Below are 13349 nucleotides of genomic sequence, written 5' to 3'. Positions count from 1 at the left end.
ATGCTCATGGCTGAAATCGCGATCAAGGGCGTGGCCAAGCGCTTCGGCGGCTTCACCGCGCTGCATCAGGTCGACCTCAGCATCGCCGACCAGGAATTCATGGTGCTGCTCGGCGCCTCCGGCTGCGGCAAGACCACGCTGCTCAGGATCGTCGCCGGGCTGGAGACGCCGAGCCAGGGCGAGGTCTGGATCGGCGGCCGCCGCGTCGACCATCTGCCGCCGCGCGACCGCGGCATCGCCATGGTGTTCCAGAACTACGCCGTCTTCCCGCATCTGACCGTGTTCGAGAACATCGCCTTCGGCCTGCGCATGAAGAAGCTGCCGCAGGCCGACGTCGAGCGGCGCGTCAACCGCACTGCCGAGCTGATGCATATCGAGCAGCTTTTGAAGCGCTATTCCGGCCAGCTATCCGGTGGCCAGCGCCAGCGCGTCGCCGTCGCCCGCGCGCTCGCCATGGAGCCGGACGTCATCCTGATGGACGAGCCGCTGTCCAACCTCGACGCGCTGCTCAGGCTGGAGATGCGGGCCGAGCTCAAAGGCGTGCTCGCGGCGTCGAAGACGACGACTATCTATGTCACCCATGACCAGGTCGAGGCGATGAGCCTCGCCGACCGCATCGCCGTCATGCATCAGGGCCGCATTGTCCAGGCGGCCTCGCCGGTCGAGGTCTACCGCAATCCGGCCGCGCGCTTCGTCGGCTCCTTCATCGGCAACCCGCCGATGAATTTCCTGCCGGCGTCCAAAGCCGCGAACGGCAGCTGGAGCGTGGCCGGCCTGACGCTGCCCGGCCCGAAATCGGACAGGCAAAAAATCGAATTCGCCATCCGCCCCGAGGACGTCGACGCCGGCGACAATGGATTGCGGGCCACAGTTCGCGTCATCGAGCCGCTCGGGCCGCACACGCTGGTCACCTGCGATGTCGAAGGCGGCTTGTTCCGCGCCGTGCTGGACTCCGCCGCCACTGTTGCCGTCGGCGACAGCCTGCGGCTAGCCCCCAAGCCTGACCGCATCCGCTGGTTCGATCCCGAAACCACCAATGCCCTCTGAAAGACCTCGATCCGCCATGACCGCCTCTGCCGCCCAAGACATCATCGCCCGCGCCGTCGAGGTGCTGAAGGAAAACGACCACGGCGACTACACCATCCCGACGAGGGGGCTCTACCCGTTCCAGTGGAATTGGGATTCGTGCCTGACGGCGCTCGGTCTCGCCCACTATGACGAGGCGCGCGCCTGGACCGAGATCGAAACGCTATTCGCGCACCAATGGCCCGACGGCATGGTGCCGCACATCGTCTTCCATGTCTGGAACGACGGCTATTTTCCTGGACCGGAAATCTGGCGCACCGGCCGCCCGACCGCGACCTCCGGCATCACCCAGCCGGCCGTCGCCGGCTTTGCCGTGCGCCGCCTGTTCGACCGCGCGAGCGACAGGAAGCTGGCGGCAGAGCGGGCTCGCGGCCTACTGCCCAAGATCGACGCCTGGCACCGCTGGTTCTACGAGAACCGTGACCCGAAAGGCGAGGGGCTGGTCGCGATCATCCACCCCTGGGAATCCGGCCGCGACAATTCCATCGATTGGGACGAAGCGTTCGAGCGCGTGCCGACCGAAGGCGTCGAACCCTACACCCGCCGCGACATCCTGCACGCCGACCCGGCGCATCGTCCGACCCAAGCGCAGTACGACCGCTATCTCTGGCTGGTGCAGCATTTTCGCGGGCTCGGCTGGGACAATGCCAGGCTGCACGACGCCTCGCCGTTCCAGGTCGTCGATCCGGGCTTCAATGCAATCCTGATTCGTGCCGCAGCCGATCTTGCCGATCTTGCCGAGGCGCTGGGCGAGACCGGGATCGCCGCCGCCAACCGCGCCCGCGCCGAAAAGGGCATCGCTGCGATGGAGCGCCTGTGGAGCGAGGCGCATGGCCAGTATCTCTGCCTCGACCGCGTCACCGGCAAGCTCCTCGACAGTGCCTCCGTTGGCGGCATCCTGCCGGCCTTCGCCGCCGTTCCTGAGGCGCGCGCCGCCGCGATCGCCGCAAGCATCGAGCGGCTCGCCGGCAAGGCGCGCCACATCGTGCCGTCGCACGATCCCGGCGATCCGCGCTTCGATGCCAAGCGCTACTGGCGCGGCCCGGTCTGGCTGGTGGTCAACTACATGATCGCCGACGGCCTTCTCGCCGCCGGCCACACCGAGGTCGCCGGGCGCATCACCCGCTCCAGCCTCGACCTGATCACCGAAAGCGGATTCGCCGAATATTACGACCCGCTCACCGGTGAACCGCTCGGCGGCGGCCGCTTCACCTGGACAGCGGCGATGGTCATCGAGTTTTTGCGCGGAATGTAAGAGTGCGTTCATCGAGCGCCTAAACTTTGCGGCGGCTGGAGCTACACCAGCGCGCCGCAAACGGCTATCAATCGTCGCGACATCGTGCTTCGGGTCATGAGGGGCGGGCGGCTTGCAGCTGGATTTGAAGACAATCGAGGCTTTAGCCCCCGACCAGGCCTCGCTTGGCGCCGCCGCCAAGCTGACCAAGCGCTCGAACTGGCCTCGCCTCGAGACGAATGATCAGCTAGGGCTCATTTGGGGCGAATGCCAGGGCTCCGGGTCGAATCCCTACCGGGTCATGTTCGACACCGGCGACCATGGCTACAAATGCACCTGCCCATCGCGCAAGTTTCCGTGCAAACACATCCTGGCATTGGCGTGGATCTGCGCCACGGCGCCGACCAGTTTCGCGCGCGTCGACCAGACGCCCGACTGGGTGAACGACTGGCTCGGCCGGCGCCGCAAGCCGGGTCAACCATCTGCGCCGACGGCAACCCGGTCGGAAGGCAAAAGCATCGACGAGGCAACGCGGCCGGAGCAGGTCGCCCCGGTCGAAGATGCGGTAACCGCCGAGCGCCGCGAGGCGGCGCAACGAAAGCGCGCCGAGGATACCCGAAGCGCCGTCTCGGCGGCGCTCGATGAACTCGATCAATGGATCGCGGACCAGCTTCGGCTCGGCCTTGCCGGCTTTGTCGATGCGTGCAGCGAGCGTTGCCGCCGCATCGCAGCCAGGCTTGTCGACCTCAAGGCCACCGCGCTTGCCGGCCGCATCGACGAGCTGCCGGCGCGGCTGATGGCGCTGCGCAGCGAAGAACGGCCGGACGCGGCGATCCGCGAGCTCGGCAAGCTGGTGCTTCTCGCCAAGGCCTGGCGCGCGGCGCCCGAGGATGCCGAGCTGAAGCGCCTGGTTTCGACGGCGGAAACACGCGACCAGATCCTCGCCAAGCCGGACGCCGTCCAGGTCGAGAGCGATTGGGAGGTGCTCGGAGAGAAGATCGAGACCCGCCGCGACGGCCTCGTCAGTCACGCCACGTGGCTGCTCGACCTGCGGAGCTCAATCCCGCGCTTTGCCCTCCTGCTCGATTTCTTCCCGGCCTCGGCCGGGCGGCGGTCCGGCGCCTTCGCGCCGGGAGACCGCTTCAAGGCGAGGCTGGTGTTCTATCCGTCGCGCAATCCGCTGCGGGCGCTGGTCGCGGAACGTCTGGGCGAGGCGGCGCCGGGCAGGTGGCCAGATTTCGCCCCGGATGCAGCCGATCCGCTGGCCGCTTACGCCACGTTCCAGGATGGCGCGCCATGGCTGGCCGATTGCCCGATCCTCCTGCCAGCCGGCGCGATCGCGCTGGACGACAGGGACGGCGCCTGGTGGCAGGCGGCGAATGATCCGCATGCCATCGCGCTGCCTGTCGCGGGCTCGGTCAGCCCGACTTTGCTCGGCCTCGACCTCGCGGCGACGGCGGCGCTCTGGAATGGCGCCAGGCTCGAGCTTCTGGCATCGCAGAGCAGCATCGGGAGGCTCGATCTCTCATGAACGAGCTCGAGCAGTCAGGGCTGGCGAGACTGCGCGACGGCTGGATTTCGGGCGGCGCCGTTTTCGATCTTGCCCCTATCGAATGGAAGGAAGTTGCGACCGCTTCAAGCCCGGATGAGCAGGAGCGGCGGCTGCTCGCGATCGCCGCGCAGGCGCTGGACGTCGCGCTGCGGCCGGCGGCGCCGAAAACCCTGAAGCGGTGCCCGCCGTTGCCAGTGCTTGCCTTGCCGATGCTTCCCGACCGGCTGCGGCCATTGCTGCGTGCTGCATTGAAATATGCAGCCGATGCGAGGCTCAAGACCCGCGTGGCCACGCTCGTCGCCAGCCGGGGCTTCGTGCTGCATCCGATGGATTGGATGCCCGCCGCGTCATATCAGGAAAGTCCAGACGTCTATGCTCCCTGGGTCGACTGGCAGGCAGGCGCGGAAAGCGAAAAACAATCCCGACGCGAGCATCTGACGGCGGAAAGCTGGGATGATTTCTATCCCGCCGCGCGCCGTACCGCGCTGGTCGATTTACGGCGCACCATGCCTGCCTTGGCGCGGACCCTTATCGAGACAAAAGGGGCAAGCGAGCCTGCGGAGGTCAGGCTGGCGCTCATCGAACTCTTGCGCTTCGGCCTAGGAGCCGATGACGTTCCGTTCCTGAAGAGCCTGTCCGCCGATCGCTCAGGCAAGGTGCGCGAAATGGCCGGCCGGCTGCTGGCGAGATTAGGGGAGCGTGCCGATTCGACGGATGGCGGGTCGGATGATCCGACGGCTGAGCTCGCCGCCTTCATCGAGGAAGGCAAATCCGGCTTCATCCGCCGCCGCGCTACCTACGCGCCGATAAAACTCAAATCGCCTGCGCAACAAGCACGTCGCGCCGACTTGTTTGCATCCTGTTACTTCGGCGATCTCGTCGCCCGCTTCGGCAAGACGGAGTCTGATTTCATCGGCGCATGGCAGTTCGGCATCGATGACGGTGCCGATCTCTTTCTCGTTCGAATGGTCTCGGTGTCCGGCGGCGATGCTGCGGTGGCCTGTTCGGCGGATTTGCTTGTCGCCGCTGGCGGCAAGCTGGCGCTTCTCGTCCTCCAGCTCATGTTGCGTTTGGACAGCGGCAGGAAGCGTGTCCTGATCAGGCAGATCCTGAATGACGCGCAAAATCTGGCCGCGCTCAACCTGGTCGAAGGCGCGGAAGCAGGCTGGCTGGAATGGGCCGACCTTGCAAACGGCAGAACGCTTTCGGCGCTGCGTTCCGCCGTCTCTGGTGACAACGACGTCATGAAACGAAACGCCGAGCAATATCTCGAAGCCATAGGCTTTCTGGCCAATCCTGTGACGGCGGAAAAATTGATCGGCGAGGTCGTCGCCGCCGGCCTGCCGCCCGCTTCCCCATCGCTCGGCCTGCTGCGCCTCAACGCGGCGCTGGCCGGAAATCCTTCCCAATCCGACAGATGATCAATCCGGAGAAGATCGCATGAACGCAGCCATCCGCCTTCCGGCCGAACAGGTCTATGCCGCCGAACTGCAGGCGCTGGCACGCGGCGACGACCGCCAGAAGCCGGCCGGCTGGAGCCTGTCGCCGAAGGCCGTGCTCACCTATCTGATGGGCGGCAAGGCGAGCGACGGCACGCTCATCACGCCGAAATATGTCGGCCGCCGGCAACTGATGGAAACCGCGGTGGCGACGCTTGCGACCGACCGGGCGCTGCTCCTGCTCGGCGTTCCAGGAACAGCGAAATCCTGGGTCTCGGAACACCTCGCCGGCGCCATCATGGGCAACTCGACGCTGATCGTGCAATGCACCGCCGGCACCGACGAGAACCAGATCCGCTATGGCTGGAACTATGCCCAGCTGCTGGCGAAAGGCCCGAGCCAGGAGGCGCTGGTGCCGACGCCGCTCTACCGCGCCATGCAGGAAGGCAAGCTCTGCCGCCTGGAAGAGCTGACACGCATGGGCTCGGACGTGCAGGACACGCTGATCACCGTGCTGTCGGAAAAGATGATGCCGGTGCCGGAGCTGAACACCTCGATCTACGCCCAGCGCGGCTTCAACATCATCGCCACCGCCAACAATCGCGACAAGGGCGTCAACGAGCTCTCCTCGGCATTGAAGCGGCGCTTCAACGTCGTAGTGCTGCCGCTGCCGGAAGATATGGCGGAAGAGGTCTCGATCGTCTCCCGGCGCGTCGGCGAGATGGCCGGCGGGCTGGACCTGCCGGTGCCGAAAAATGTCGGCGAGGAGATCGCCCGCGTGCTCACCATCTTCCGCGAGCTGCGCTCCGGCGCCACGGCCGACGGCAAGGTAACGCTGAAGACGCCGTCGGGCTCGCTGTCGACCGCCGAGGCGATCGCCACCATGGTCAGCGGCCTCAGCCAGGCGGCGTGGTTCGAAGACGGCCAGATGCATGCCGAAGGCCTGGCGCCCAGCCTGGTCGGGGCCATCGTCAAGGATCCGGTCCAGGACAAGGTCGTGCTGGAGGAATATCTGGAGACGGTGCTGAAGAAACGGCCGGACTATGCCGGCTATTACGCGGCGCTCAATGCGGCCATCTGAACCATGACGCAGCCCGGCATCAGCTATTTCGGCATTCGCCATCACGGGCCTGGTTCCGCCGAGAGCCTGGTCAAGGCGTTGCAGGAATTGCAGCCCGTCGCCGTGCTGATCGAGGGGCCGACGGATGCCTCGCCGCTGCTGCCGCTGCTCGCCAGCCCCGACATGAGGCCGCCGGTGGCGCTGCTTTGCTATCCGGAGGACGATCCGGCAGCGACGAGCTTCTGGCCCTTCGCCGAATTCTCTCCGGAATATCAGGCGGCGCTGTGGGCCGTCGCCAACAAGGCGGCGCTGCGCTTCATCGACCTGCCGTCCGCGGCGCGACTTGCCGGGACGGCGGCTGAAGGTTCGACCGACGCCGATGCCACCGAAGCAGGGGCCACCGAAGCGGAGACCTCCGAAGGTCAGGGCGAAGACGCCACCCGTATCCGCGATCCGATCGGCACCTTGGCGCGCGCCGCCGGTTACGAGGACGGCGAAAGCTGGTGGTCGGACATCATCGAGCAGAATCCCGAGCCCGGGCCAATCTTCGCGGCTATAGCCGACGCCATGACGACGCTGCGCGACGGCGAGGGCGCGATCGTCAAGTTCGAGGCCATGCGCGAGGCGCATATGCGCCTCGAGATCGCCGCCGCGCGGAAAGAATTCGATGGGCCGCTGGCCGTCGTCTGCGGCGCCTGGCATGTTCCGGCATTGCAGGCAGCGCATACGCAAAAGAGCGACCAGGCGCTGCTGAAGGGCATCGGCCGGCGCAAGACCACGATGACGTATGCGCCATGGACGGCGCCGCGCCTGGCGCTGGGCTATGGCTACGGCGCCGGCGTCGTCGCGCCAGGCTGGTGCAAGCATCTGTGGCAAACGCGCGGACAGCATGACGCCTCGGTCCTGTGGCTCGCCAGGATCGCCGCGGTGCTCCGGGCGAAGGGCCACATGATTTCCACCGCCTCGCTGATAGAGGCGGAACGCCTGGCGCGGGCGCTCGCCGCGATCCGCGAGCGGCCGAAGCCCGGCTTCGAGGAATTGCGCGATGCCTCGATCGCGGCGCTCTTCAATGGCGAGGCCCTGCTGTGGAAGATGGTCGAAGCCGAGCTGCTGCTCGGCGGCGATGTCGGCGAGATCCCGCCCGACACGCCGCTTGCGCCGCTGATCGACGACCTGCAGCGCAACCAGAAAGCCGCCCGCCTGAAGCCCGAAGCTCTGGAGCGGGAGCTTTCCATCGACCTGCGCAGCGAGAGCGGGCTCTTCCGGTCGACGCTGCTGCATCGGCTGAACGTGCTCGGTGTGAGCTGGGGCAGGCTGACGGATGTCGGCCGCAGCCGCGGCACGTTTCGCGAGCGCTGGTTGCTGGCCTGGCAGCCGGAATATGCCGTTCGCCTGGTCGAGAACTTGATCTACGGACCGACCATCGAGAAGGCCGCCAATGGCCGCCTCGTCCAGATGATCGGCGTCGCCGCGACGCTCGACGCTCTGGCCGCGCTGGTCCAGAGCGCCATCACGGCGGCACTGAACGAGGCATCAGCAGCCGGCCTGGCCGCACTCGAGGAGAAGGCGGCGCACAGCAGCGAGTGCCTGGAACTTCTCGCTTCGGTGCCGCCGCTTGCCGACATCATCCGCTACGGCGAAGCGCGCAAGACCGAGACGGAGCGCCTTGCCGGCCTTTTGGAACGGCTGACCATCGAAGGCGCGATCGCGCTGCCTTACGCCGCGCGCGACCTCGACGCCCAGGCTGCGGCCGCACTGATGGGCGCGCTGCGCAAGGCCGACGAGGCGATCAGGCTGGTGGAGCCGGACGAGCATGTCCTGGACGCCTGGCGGGGCGGCCTCGCGGCCGTGCTCGACTCGTCGCGCTCGACGGCGCTCGTCGCCGGCTGCGCCGCGCATCTGCTCTACGAGGCCGGGCGGCTCTCCGCCGAAGCCACCGCCGACTTGCTGGCAAGGCGCCTGTCGCCGGGAACGCCGGTCATCGACGCCGCCGCTTTCTTCGAAGGCTTCTTCAGCGGCGCCGGCCAGAGGCTGATCTACGACGGAGGCCTGCGCGTCGCCGTCGATGCATGGCTTGGGTCCCTCGACGAGGATGCCTTCGTCGCCTATCTGCCGCTGCTGCGCCGCGTCTTTTCCAATCTCGACAGCATGGAGCGCCGGCGCCTGATCGAGGCCGTGCTCGGCCGCCGGGCGAGCCTGCCCGCCGGACTGATGCCGGCGCCCGATGGCGGTGAAGCCTGGCGCCGGCATTTTGGAATTCTTCGGAATCTGATCGCGGGGGAGGCCAGCCATGGATGATGAAACGGTCGGCCTCGATCTGACAGAAGGGACGCGCGAGCGCCGCTGGCGCCTGGCGATCGGCGCCGACGACAAGGTCTCCCCGGCGCTCTCGGCGGAAGATCGCCGGCTTTCGGCGGCGCTCGACGCACTCTATGGCGACGGCAGCGGTGATCCCGGCACCGACCAGCGCAAGCGGCGCGGCGGGCTCGGTCGCTCGGCGCCGCGCGTCGCGCAATGGATGGGCGAGATCCGCTCGTTCTTCCCCGAACAGGTCGTCCAAATCGTGCAGAAGGACGCCTTCGAGCGGCTGAACCTGAAGCAGATGCTGATGGAGCCGGAATTCCTCAAGGCGATCGAGGCAGACGTCAATCTCGTCGCCGATCTGGTCTCGCTGCGCTCGGCGATGCCGGACAAGACCAAGGACATCGCGCGCTCCATCATTTCCGACATCGTCGCCAAGCTGATGCAGCGTCTCGAGCAGAAGACCGCCGAGGCGATCCGCGGCGCACTCGACAAGTCGCGGCGCACCAACCGGCCAAGGCAGCGCGATATCGACTGGCCGCGCACGATCGCGGCGAACCTTCGCCATTATCAGCCGGAACACAAGACCGTGGTGCCGGAAAAGCTGGTCGGTTTCATGCGCCGCCAGCGTCGCCTGGTCGACCTCGACGAGGTGACGCTCTGCGTCGACCAGTCGGGCTCGATGGCGAGCTCGGTGATCTATGCCTCGATCTTCGCGGCAGTGATGGCATCGCTGCCGGTCGTGCGCACCAAGCTCGTCTGCTTCGACACGGCGATCGTCGACCTGACGGAAGAGCTCAGCGATCCGGTCGAGGTGCTGTTCGGCGTCCAGCTTGGCGGCGGCACCGACATAAACCAGGCGGTCGCCTATTGCGCCGAGCGCATCGAGCGGCCGACCAAGGCGCATTTGGTCCTGATCACCGACCTTTACGAAGGTGGCAACGGCAAGGAGCTTCTACAAAGGCTGGCCGCACTTGTCCGATCAGGCGTCAATGTCGTTGTGCTCCTGGCGCTCACCGATCAGGGCCGCCCCGGCTACGATCCCTCCATGGCCGGTTCGGTGGCGGCGTTGGGCATCCCGGTCTTTGCCTGCACGCCGGATCACTTCCCCGACATGATGGCGGCGGCGCTTCGTCGGGAAGACATTGGCGCCTGGGCGGCGAGCGCCGACATCAAGCTCGTTCGCGCCGACGCCGAGACCCCAAAGGCGGCCGAGTAAGCTTGCCAGCCTTCTGGCATCGCATACTCAGGTCTCCTTCTCGCTGATCACCTCGAAGCGCTCGACCGCGCAGTGCTCGGCGACAACCGCCAGCACGTCCGTCGAAGGCTCGACCGCGTCGGGCTGCTTCCATTGGACATTGAAGGAAAACACGAAGCGGTCGCGCTCGGCATCGTGCTCCATACCGACGAAGCGTGCATCGTAGCCGAGCGGCCGTACCATGTCCCCGATGTCGGGCGGCGAGCCTTTCGGCCATGACACAGAGAGGAGCGCCTTGTGGGCGCGCGGGATCTTGAGGTCGACCCATTTCAGCGCCTGCAGTGTCACCAAGGTCAGCACCGTCGCGATCCCGCCGAGGCCGAACTGGCCGCCACCGAAGGCGAGGCCAATCATCGTCATGATCCACATGGTGGCTGCGGTGGTGACGCCGGTGACGAGATCGCCGCGCCTCAGGATGGTGCCGCCGCCGATGAAACCGACGCCGGTGAGCACGCCGAGCGCGAAACGCATCACATCCATGCGCACGAAGGAGTCGGGTCCCTTGCCGGACACGTCGAGCAGCATGTTGGCCTGAACCATGGCGACGCAGGCCGCCAGGCCGACCAGTATCGTCGTGCGCAGCCCGGCGGAGTGGCCGCGCGCCTCGCGATTCAAGCCGATGAGGAAGCCTGCGAGCAGCGTCAATAACAGCCGCAGGACGAGATCCGGCCAGGTCGGATGAAGCGGCATGTCGCAGCAAAGCGGCTCAAACATCCTCGATCAGGGCAGGATCGGTGCCTTGTCCTCGATTGCGTTGGACGTTCAACTAAACTCGGCCGCGGATGGTTCCTCGGAGCAATTCCAGGAAAAGTGTGAAACGGTCAGGCTCGGCGACTTCGCCGTAGCCTTCCGCTCGGAATTGCGTGAAACCAAAGAGACAGAGCGGTTCGGCATTTCCATGAAACGGTGAACCGCTCTAGCCGACGTCGCCGCTGCATCCGGTTCAGTGGATGGCGAGACTGAGCACCAGCGCCAGCACGACAGCGCCGGCCAGCCCGGCGATGAAGATAATGCGCTGGGCGCGCGTGTGCAGGATGATTTCGCCCTGCCTGGCGTCCCGGCCGGAAAAGACCGGTCGTTCCTTGTCTCGATCCTCGCTCATGATCTGCTCCTTCCCTGCACGGGAGGTGTCAGGACAGGAACCGATTTGCCGGCGTGAAGGTTCCGCCGATTTCGCGGACGGACAAGCAAGCTCCCGCGACCGGGTATTCAGCCGGTCGCGGGACAGGGCGGGTTGAGGCAATTCCGGGAAAACGCGAAACGGCTTTCCGTCCGGAATTGCGTCAAAACAACTAGCCGAACTTCGGGTCGAGGCTGCCCGACTTGTAGCGTTTGGCCATGTCCGACAAGGGGATCGGCTTGATCTTGGGCGCATTGCCGGCGGTGCCGAACTGCTCGAAGCGCTCTTTGCAGAGCTTCTTCATCGCTGCCATCGCCGGCGTCAGATATTTGCGCGGATCGAACTCGGATGGATTCTCAGTCAGCACCTTGCGGATCGCGCCGGTCAGCGCCATGCGGTTGTCGGTGTCGATGTTGATCTTGCGCACGCCGTGCTTGATGCCGCGCTGGATTTCTTCCACCGGCACGCCCCAGGTCGGTTTCATCTGGCCGCCATATTTGTTGATGATCTCCTGCAGCTCCTCCGGCACCGAAGACGACCCGTGCATGACCAGATGCATGTTGGGCAGGCGGCGGTGGATCTCCTCGATCACGTTCATCGCCAGCACCGCGCCGTCAGGCTTGCGCGAGAATTTGTAGGCGCCGTGGCTGGTGCCCATGGCGACAGCCAGCGCATCGACATGGGTGTCGCGCACGAACTGCTCGGCCTGCACCGGGTCGGTGAGCAACTGGTCGTGGCTGATCGCGCCTTCGACGCCGTGGCCGTCTTCCTGCTCGCCGCCGCCGCTTTCCAGCGAGCCGAGCACGCCGATCTCGCCCTCCACCGAGACGCCGCCCCAATGCGCCATGTCGACGACGCGCCTCGTGATGCCCGAATTATAGGCGTAGTCGGCCGGCGACTTGCCGTCCTCCTTCAGCGAGCCGTCCATCATCACCGAGGTGAAGCCATACTGGATCGCGGTGACGCAGGTCGCTTCGTTGTTGCCGTGGTCGAGATGCATGCAGACCGGGATGTCGGGGTGGATCTCGACCAGCGCGTCGATCAGCTTGGCCAGCACCACGTCATTGGCATAGGCGCGCGCGCCGCGGCTGGCCTGCAGGATGACCGGCGACTTGGTCTCCTCGGCCGCCTCCATGATGGCGAGCCCCTGTTCCATATTGTTCATGTTGAAGGCAGGCACGCCATAGCCGTGTTCGGCGGCATGGTCGAGCAATTGTCTCAGTGTGATGCGAGCCAACGAATAGTCTCCCGTATCTGGTTCGAGCCGTGTTTGAAAAGGCCGCCCAGGCGGGCGGCCAGTTGCTTCTGGCCGGATTTCCGATGGACCGCAACCACTCTCGTTGCGGTCCTGAAATCCAAATCGGTTTAGGTCTGGTGCACTGCTGCTCAGGCGGCGATGCGTGCGCGTGCGGCAAGGATCTCGACGCAGGCTTTTGCCGCTTCCTTGCCCTTCACCAGAAAATGCTCGTGGAAGAAGCGGTGGTGCCCAGCGCTCTCATGGTAGTTGTGCGGCGTGAGCACGGCCGAGAGCACCGGCACGCCGGTCGCGAGCTGCACGTTCATCATGCCGTCGATGACGGCGCCCGCCACGAAATCGTGCCGGTAGATGCCGCCGTTGACGACGAAGGCGGTGCCGAGGATGGCGGCATAGCGGCCGGTCTCGGCGAGTGTCTTGGCGTGCAGCGGGATCTCGTAAGCGCCAGGCACGTCGAAGATATCGACGGCGAAGCCGCCGAGCGCGGCAAGTTCCGCCTCGAAGGCGGTCACGCACTGGTCGACGATGTCGGCATGCCAGCGCGCCCGGATGACGGCGACGCGGCGGTTTTCTTTGTCTTTGGGGAAATGCTGATTCATGGGTCCTTCCTTCCGTTTCGAACCAGAATCAGGACGCACGACGCAAAAACCGGCCCGCGCGAGCGGACCGTCCTGCGTACGTTCTCTTCCATCCGGACTGTGACCGTCGGCTCCGGAATCGCACCGGATCTGCTGACCCTCCCGTTGCCGGGAGGCGCTCGCGGGCTTGAGGCACCAAAGTGCTCTTACCGCCGGTGGGGACTTTCACCCCGCCCTGAGAACATTAACGCGCAAGGTATGGAGGGGGAGGCAGGCGCTGTCAATTGGCGATTGGCCAATCTCCCCCTTGTGGGCATACGCGCTAAGATAGCGTTGGCATGGACTGAAACTTGCGCTTTCGAGGTGGCTCGCGCCAGCGATGCCGCAAGGCATGGAGATTTTGGCGCAGGGCTGCCAAGGGCGGTTGCGTAAAGATCGCTGCGAGCAGAGAGGCGACGATCTGGCG

Annotated in this window: 12 protein-coding genes and 1 riboswitch; of the genes, 8 read left to right on the top strand and 4 right to left on the bottom strand. The window is 65.9% G+C overall.

The features are described 5' to 3' along the window. Nucleotides 1-6: 6 nt before the first annotated feature. The 7 genes from EN874_RS26870 to EN874_RS26840 all read left to right on the top strand — a co-directional run bounded on the left by EN874_RS26870 (nucleotide 7) and on the right by EN874_RS26840 (nucleotide 9891). Nucleotides 7-1047: an ABC transporter ATP-binding protein gene (locus tag EN874_RS26870; RefSeq protein ID WP_127425838.1), complete on the top strand. Its 1041-nt coding sequence runs from the start codon at nucleotides 7-9 to the stop codon at nucleotides 1045-1047. 16 nt (nucleotides 1048-1063) lie between these two features. Next, nucleotides 1064-2341: a trehalase family glycosidase gene (locus tag EN874_RS26865; RefSeq protein ID WP_127425837.1), complete on the top strand. Its 1278-nt coding sequence runs from the start codon at nucleotides 1064-1066 to the stop codon at nucleotides 2339-2341. A 112-nt stretch (nucleotides 2342-2453) separates the two neighbouring features. Next, nucleotides 2454-3851: an SWIM zinc finger family protein gene (locus tag EN874_RS26860; RefSeq protein ID WP_127425836.1), complete on the top strand. Its 1398-nt coding sequence runs from the start codon at nucleotides 2454-2456 to the stop codon at nucleotides 3849-3851. Beyond that, complete coding sequence (locus tag EN874_RS26855; protein WP_127425835.1) at nucleotides 3848-5293, top strand: DUF5691 domain-containing protein; 1446 nt, start codon at nucleotides 3848-3850, stop codon at nucleotides 5291-5293. Before EN874_RS26860 ends, EN874_RS26855 begins: the two co-directional genes overlap by 4 nt. A gap of 19 nt (nucleotides 5294-5312) precedes the next feature. Next, the gene (locus EN874_RS26850; protein WP_127425834.1) at nucleotides 5313-6392 is read left to right on the top strand and encodes an AAA family ATPase; all 1080 of its coding nucleotides are present in this window, start codon (nucleotides 5313-5315) and stop codon (nucleotides 6390-6392) included. 3 nt (nucleotides 6393-6395) lie between these two features. Next, complete coding sequence (locus tag EN874_RS26845) at nucleotides 6396-8669, top strand: DUF5682 family protein (protein ID WP_127425833.1); 2274 nt, start codon at nucleotides 6396-6398, stop codon at nucleotides 8667-8669. Next, nucleotides 8662-9891, top strand: a complete 1230-nt coding sequence (locus EN874_RS26840; RefSeq protein ID WP_127425832.1) for a VWA domain-containing protein — start codon at nucleotides 8662-8664, stop codon at nucleotides 9889-9891. Before EN874_RS26845 ends, EN874_RS26840 begins: the two co-directional genes overlap by 8 nt. A 27-nt stretch (nucleotides 9892-9918) precedes the next feature. On the opposite strand, the gene EN874_RS26835 is transcribed toward EN874_RS26840, so the two are convergent. Further along, nucleotides 9919-10620: an MgtC/SapB family protein gene (locus EN874_RS26835; RefSeq protein WP_245513692.1), complete on the bottom strand. Its 702-nt coding sequence runs from the start codon at nucleotides 10618-10620 to the stop codon at nucleotides 9919-9921. On the opposite strand from EN874_RS26835, the gene EN874_RS26830 reads away from it, so the two are divergent. Beyond that, nucleotides 10619-10840 carry a hypothetical protein gene (locus EN874_RS26830; RefSeq protein WP_127425830.1) on the top strand — a complete coding sequence of 74 codons (222 nt, stop codon included), beginning with the start codon at nucleotides 10619-10621 and terminating at the stop codon, nucleotides 10838-10840. The genes EN874_RS26835 and EN874_RS26830 overlap by 2 nt on opposite strands. Nucleotides 10841-10873: 33 nt before the next feature. On the opposite strand, the gene EN874_RS26825 is transcribed toward EN874_RS26830, so the two are convergent. From EN874_RS26825 to EN874_RS26815, 3 genes are all read right to left on the bottom strand, one after another. Continuing rightward, nucleotides 10874-11032 carry a peptide ABC transporter permease gene (locus EN874_RS26825; protein WP_126085369.1) on the bottom strand — a complete coding sequence of 53 codons (159 nt, stop codon included), beginning with the start codon at nucleotides 11030-11032 and terminating at the stop codon, nucleotides 10874-10876. Between the two features lie 190 nt (nucleotides 11033-11222). Continuing rightward, on the bottom strand, nucleotides 11223-12287 hold the full coding sequence (fba, locus tag EN874_RS26820) for a class II fructose-bisphosphate aldolase (protein WP_059185845.1): 1065 nt from the start codon (nucleotides 12285-12287) through the stop codon (nucleotides 11223-11225). Between the two features lie 149 nt (nucleotides 12288-12436). Further along, the gene (locus tag EN874_RS26815; protein WP_127425829.1) at nucleotides 12437-12904 is read right to left on the bottom strand and encodes a 6,7-dimethyl-8-ribityllumazine synthase; all 468 of its coding nucleotides are present in this window, start codon (nucleotides 12902-12904) and stop codon (nucleotides 12437-12439) included. 76 nt (nucleotides 12905-12980) lie between these two features. Further along, nucleotides 12981-13130: riboswitch (FMN riboswitch) on the bottom strand. Nucleotides 13131-13349: the final 219 nt, after the last annotated feature.

The sequence above is a fragment of the Mesorhizobium sp. M1D.F.Ca.ET.231.01.1.1 genome (assembly GCF_003999155.2).
GTDB lineage: Bacteria > Pseudomonadota > Alphaproteobacteria > Rhizobiales > Rhizobiaceae > Mesorhizobium.
This window is presented reverse-complemented; position numbering and strand designations above follow the sequence as displayed.

What these genes read in the sequence shown, in the direction of transcription:
- EN874_RS26870 (WP_127425838.1), top strand. Translation starts at nt 7, where the DNA reads ATGGCTGAAATCGCGATCAAGGGCGTGGCCAAGCGCTTCGGCGGCTTC.
- EN874_RS26865 (WP_127425837.1), top strand. Translation starts at nt 1,064, where the DNA reads ATGACCGCCTCTGCCGCCCAAGACATCATCGCCCGCGCCGTCGAGGTG.
- EN874_RS26855 (WP_127425835.1), top strand. Translation starts at nt 3,848, where the DNA reads ATGAACGAGCTCGAGCAGTCAGGGCTGGCGAGACTGCGCGACGGCTGG.
- EN874_RS26850 (WP_127425834.1), top strand. Translation starts at nt 5,313, where the DNA reads ATGAACGCAGCCATCCGCCTTCCGGCCGAACAGGTCTATGCCGCCGAA.
- EN874_RS26845 (WP_127425833.1), top strand. Translation starts at nt 6,396, where the DNA reads ATGACGCAGCCCGGCATCAGCTATTTCGGCATTCGCCATCACGGGCCT.
- EN874_RS26840 (WP_127425832.1), top strand. Translation starts at nt 8,662, where the DNA reads ATGGATGATGAAACGGTCGGCCTCGATCTGACAGAAGGGACGCGCGAG.
- EN874_RS26830 (WP_127425830.1), top strand. Translation starts at nt 10,619, where the DNA reads ATGTCGCAGCAAAGCGGCTCAAACATCCTCGATCAGGGCAGGATCGGT.
- EN874_RS26835 (WP_245513692.1), bottom strand. Translation starts at nt 10,620, where the DNA reads ATGCCGCTTCATCCGACCTGGCCGGATCTCGTCCTGCGGCTGTTATTG.
- EN874_RS26825 (WP_126085369.1), bottom strand. Translation starts at nt 11,032, where the DNA reads ATGAGCGAGGATCGAGACAAGGAACGACCGGTCTTTTCCGGCCGGGAC.
- EN874_RS26815 (WP_127425829.1), bottom strand. Translation starts at nt 12,904, where the DNA reads ATGAATCAGCATTTCCCCAAAGACAAAGAAAACCGCCGCGTCGCCGTC.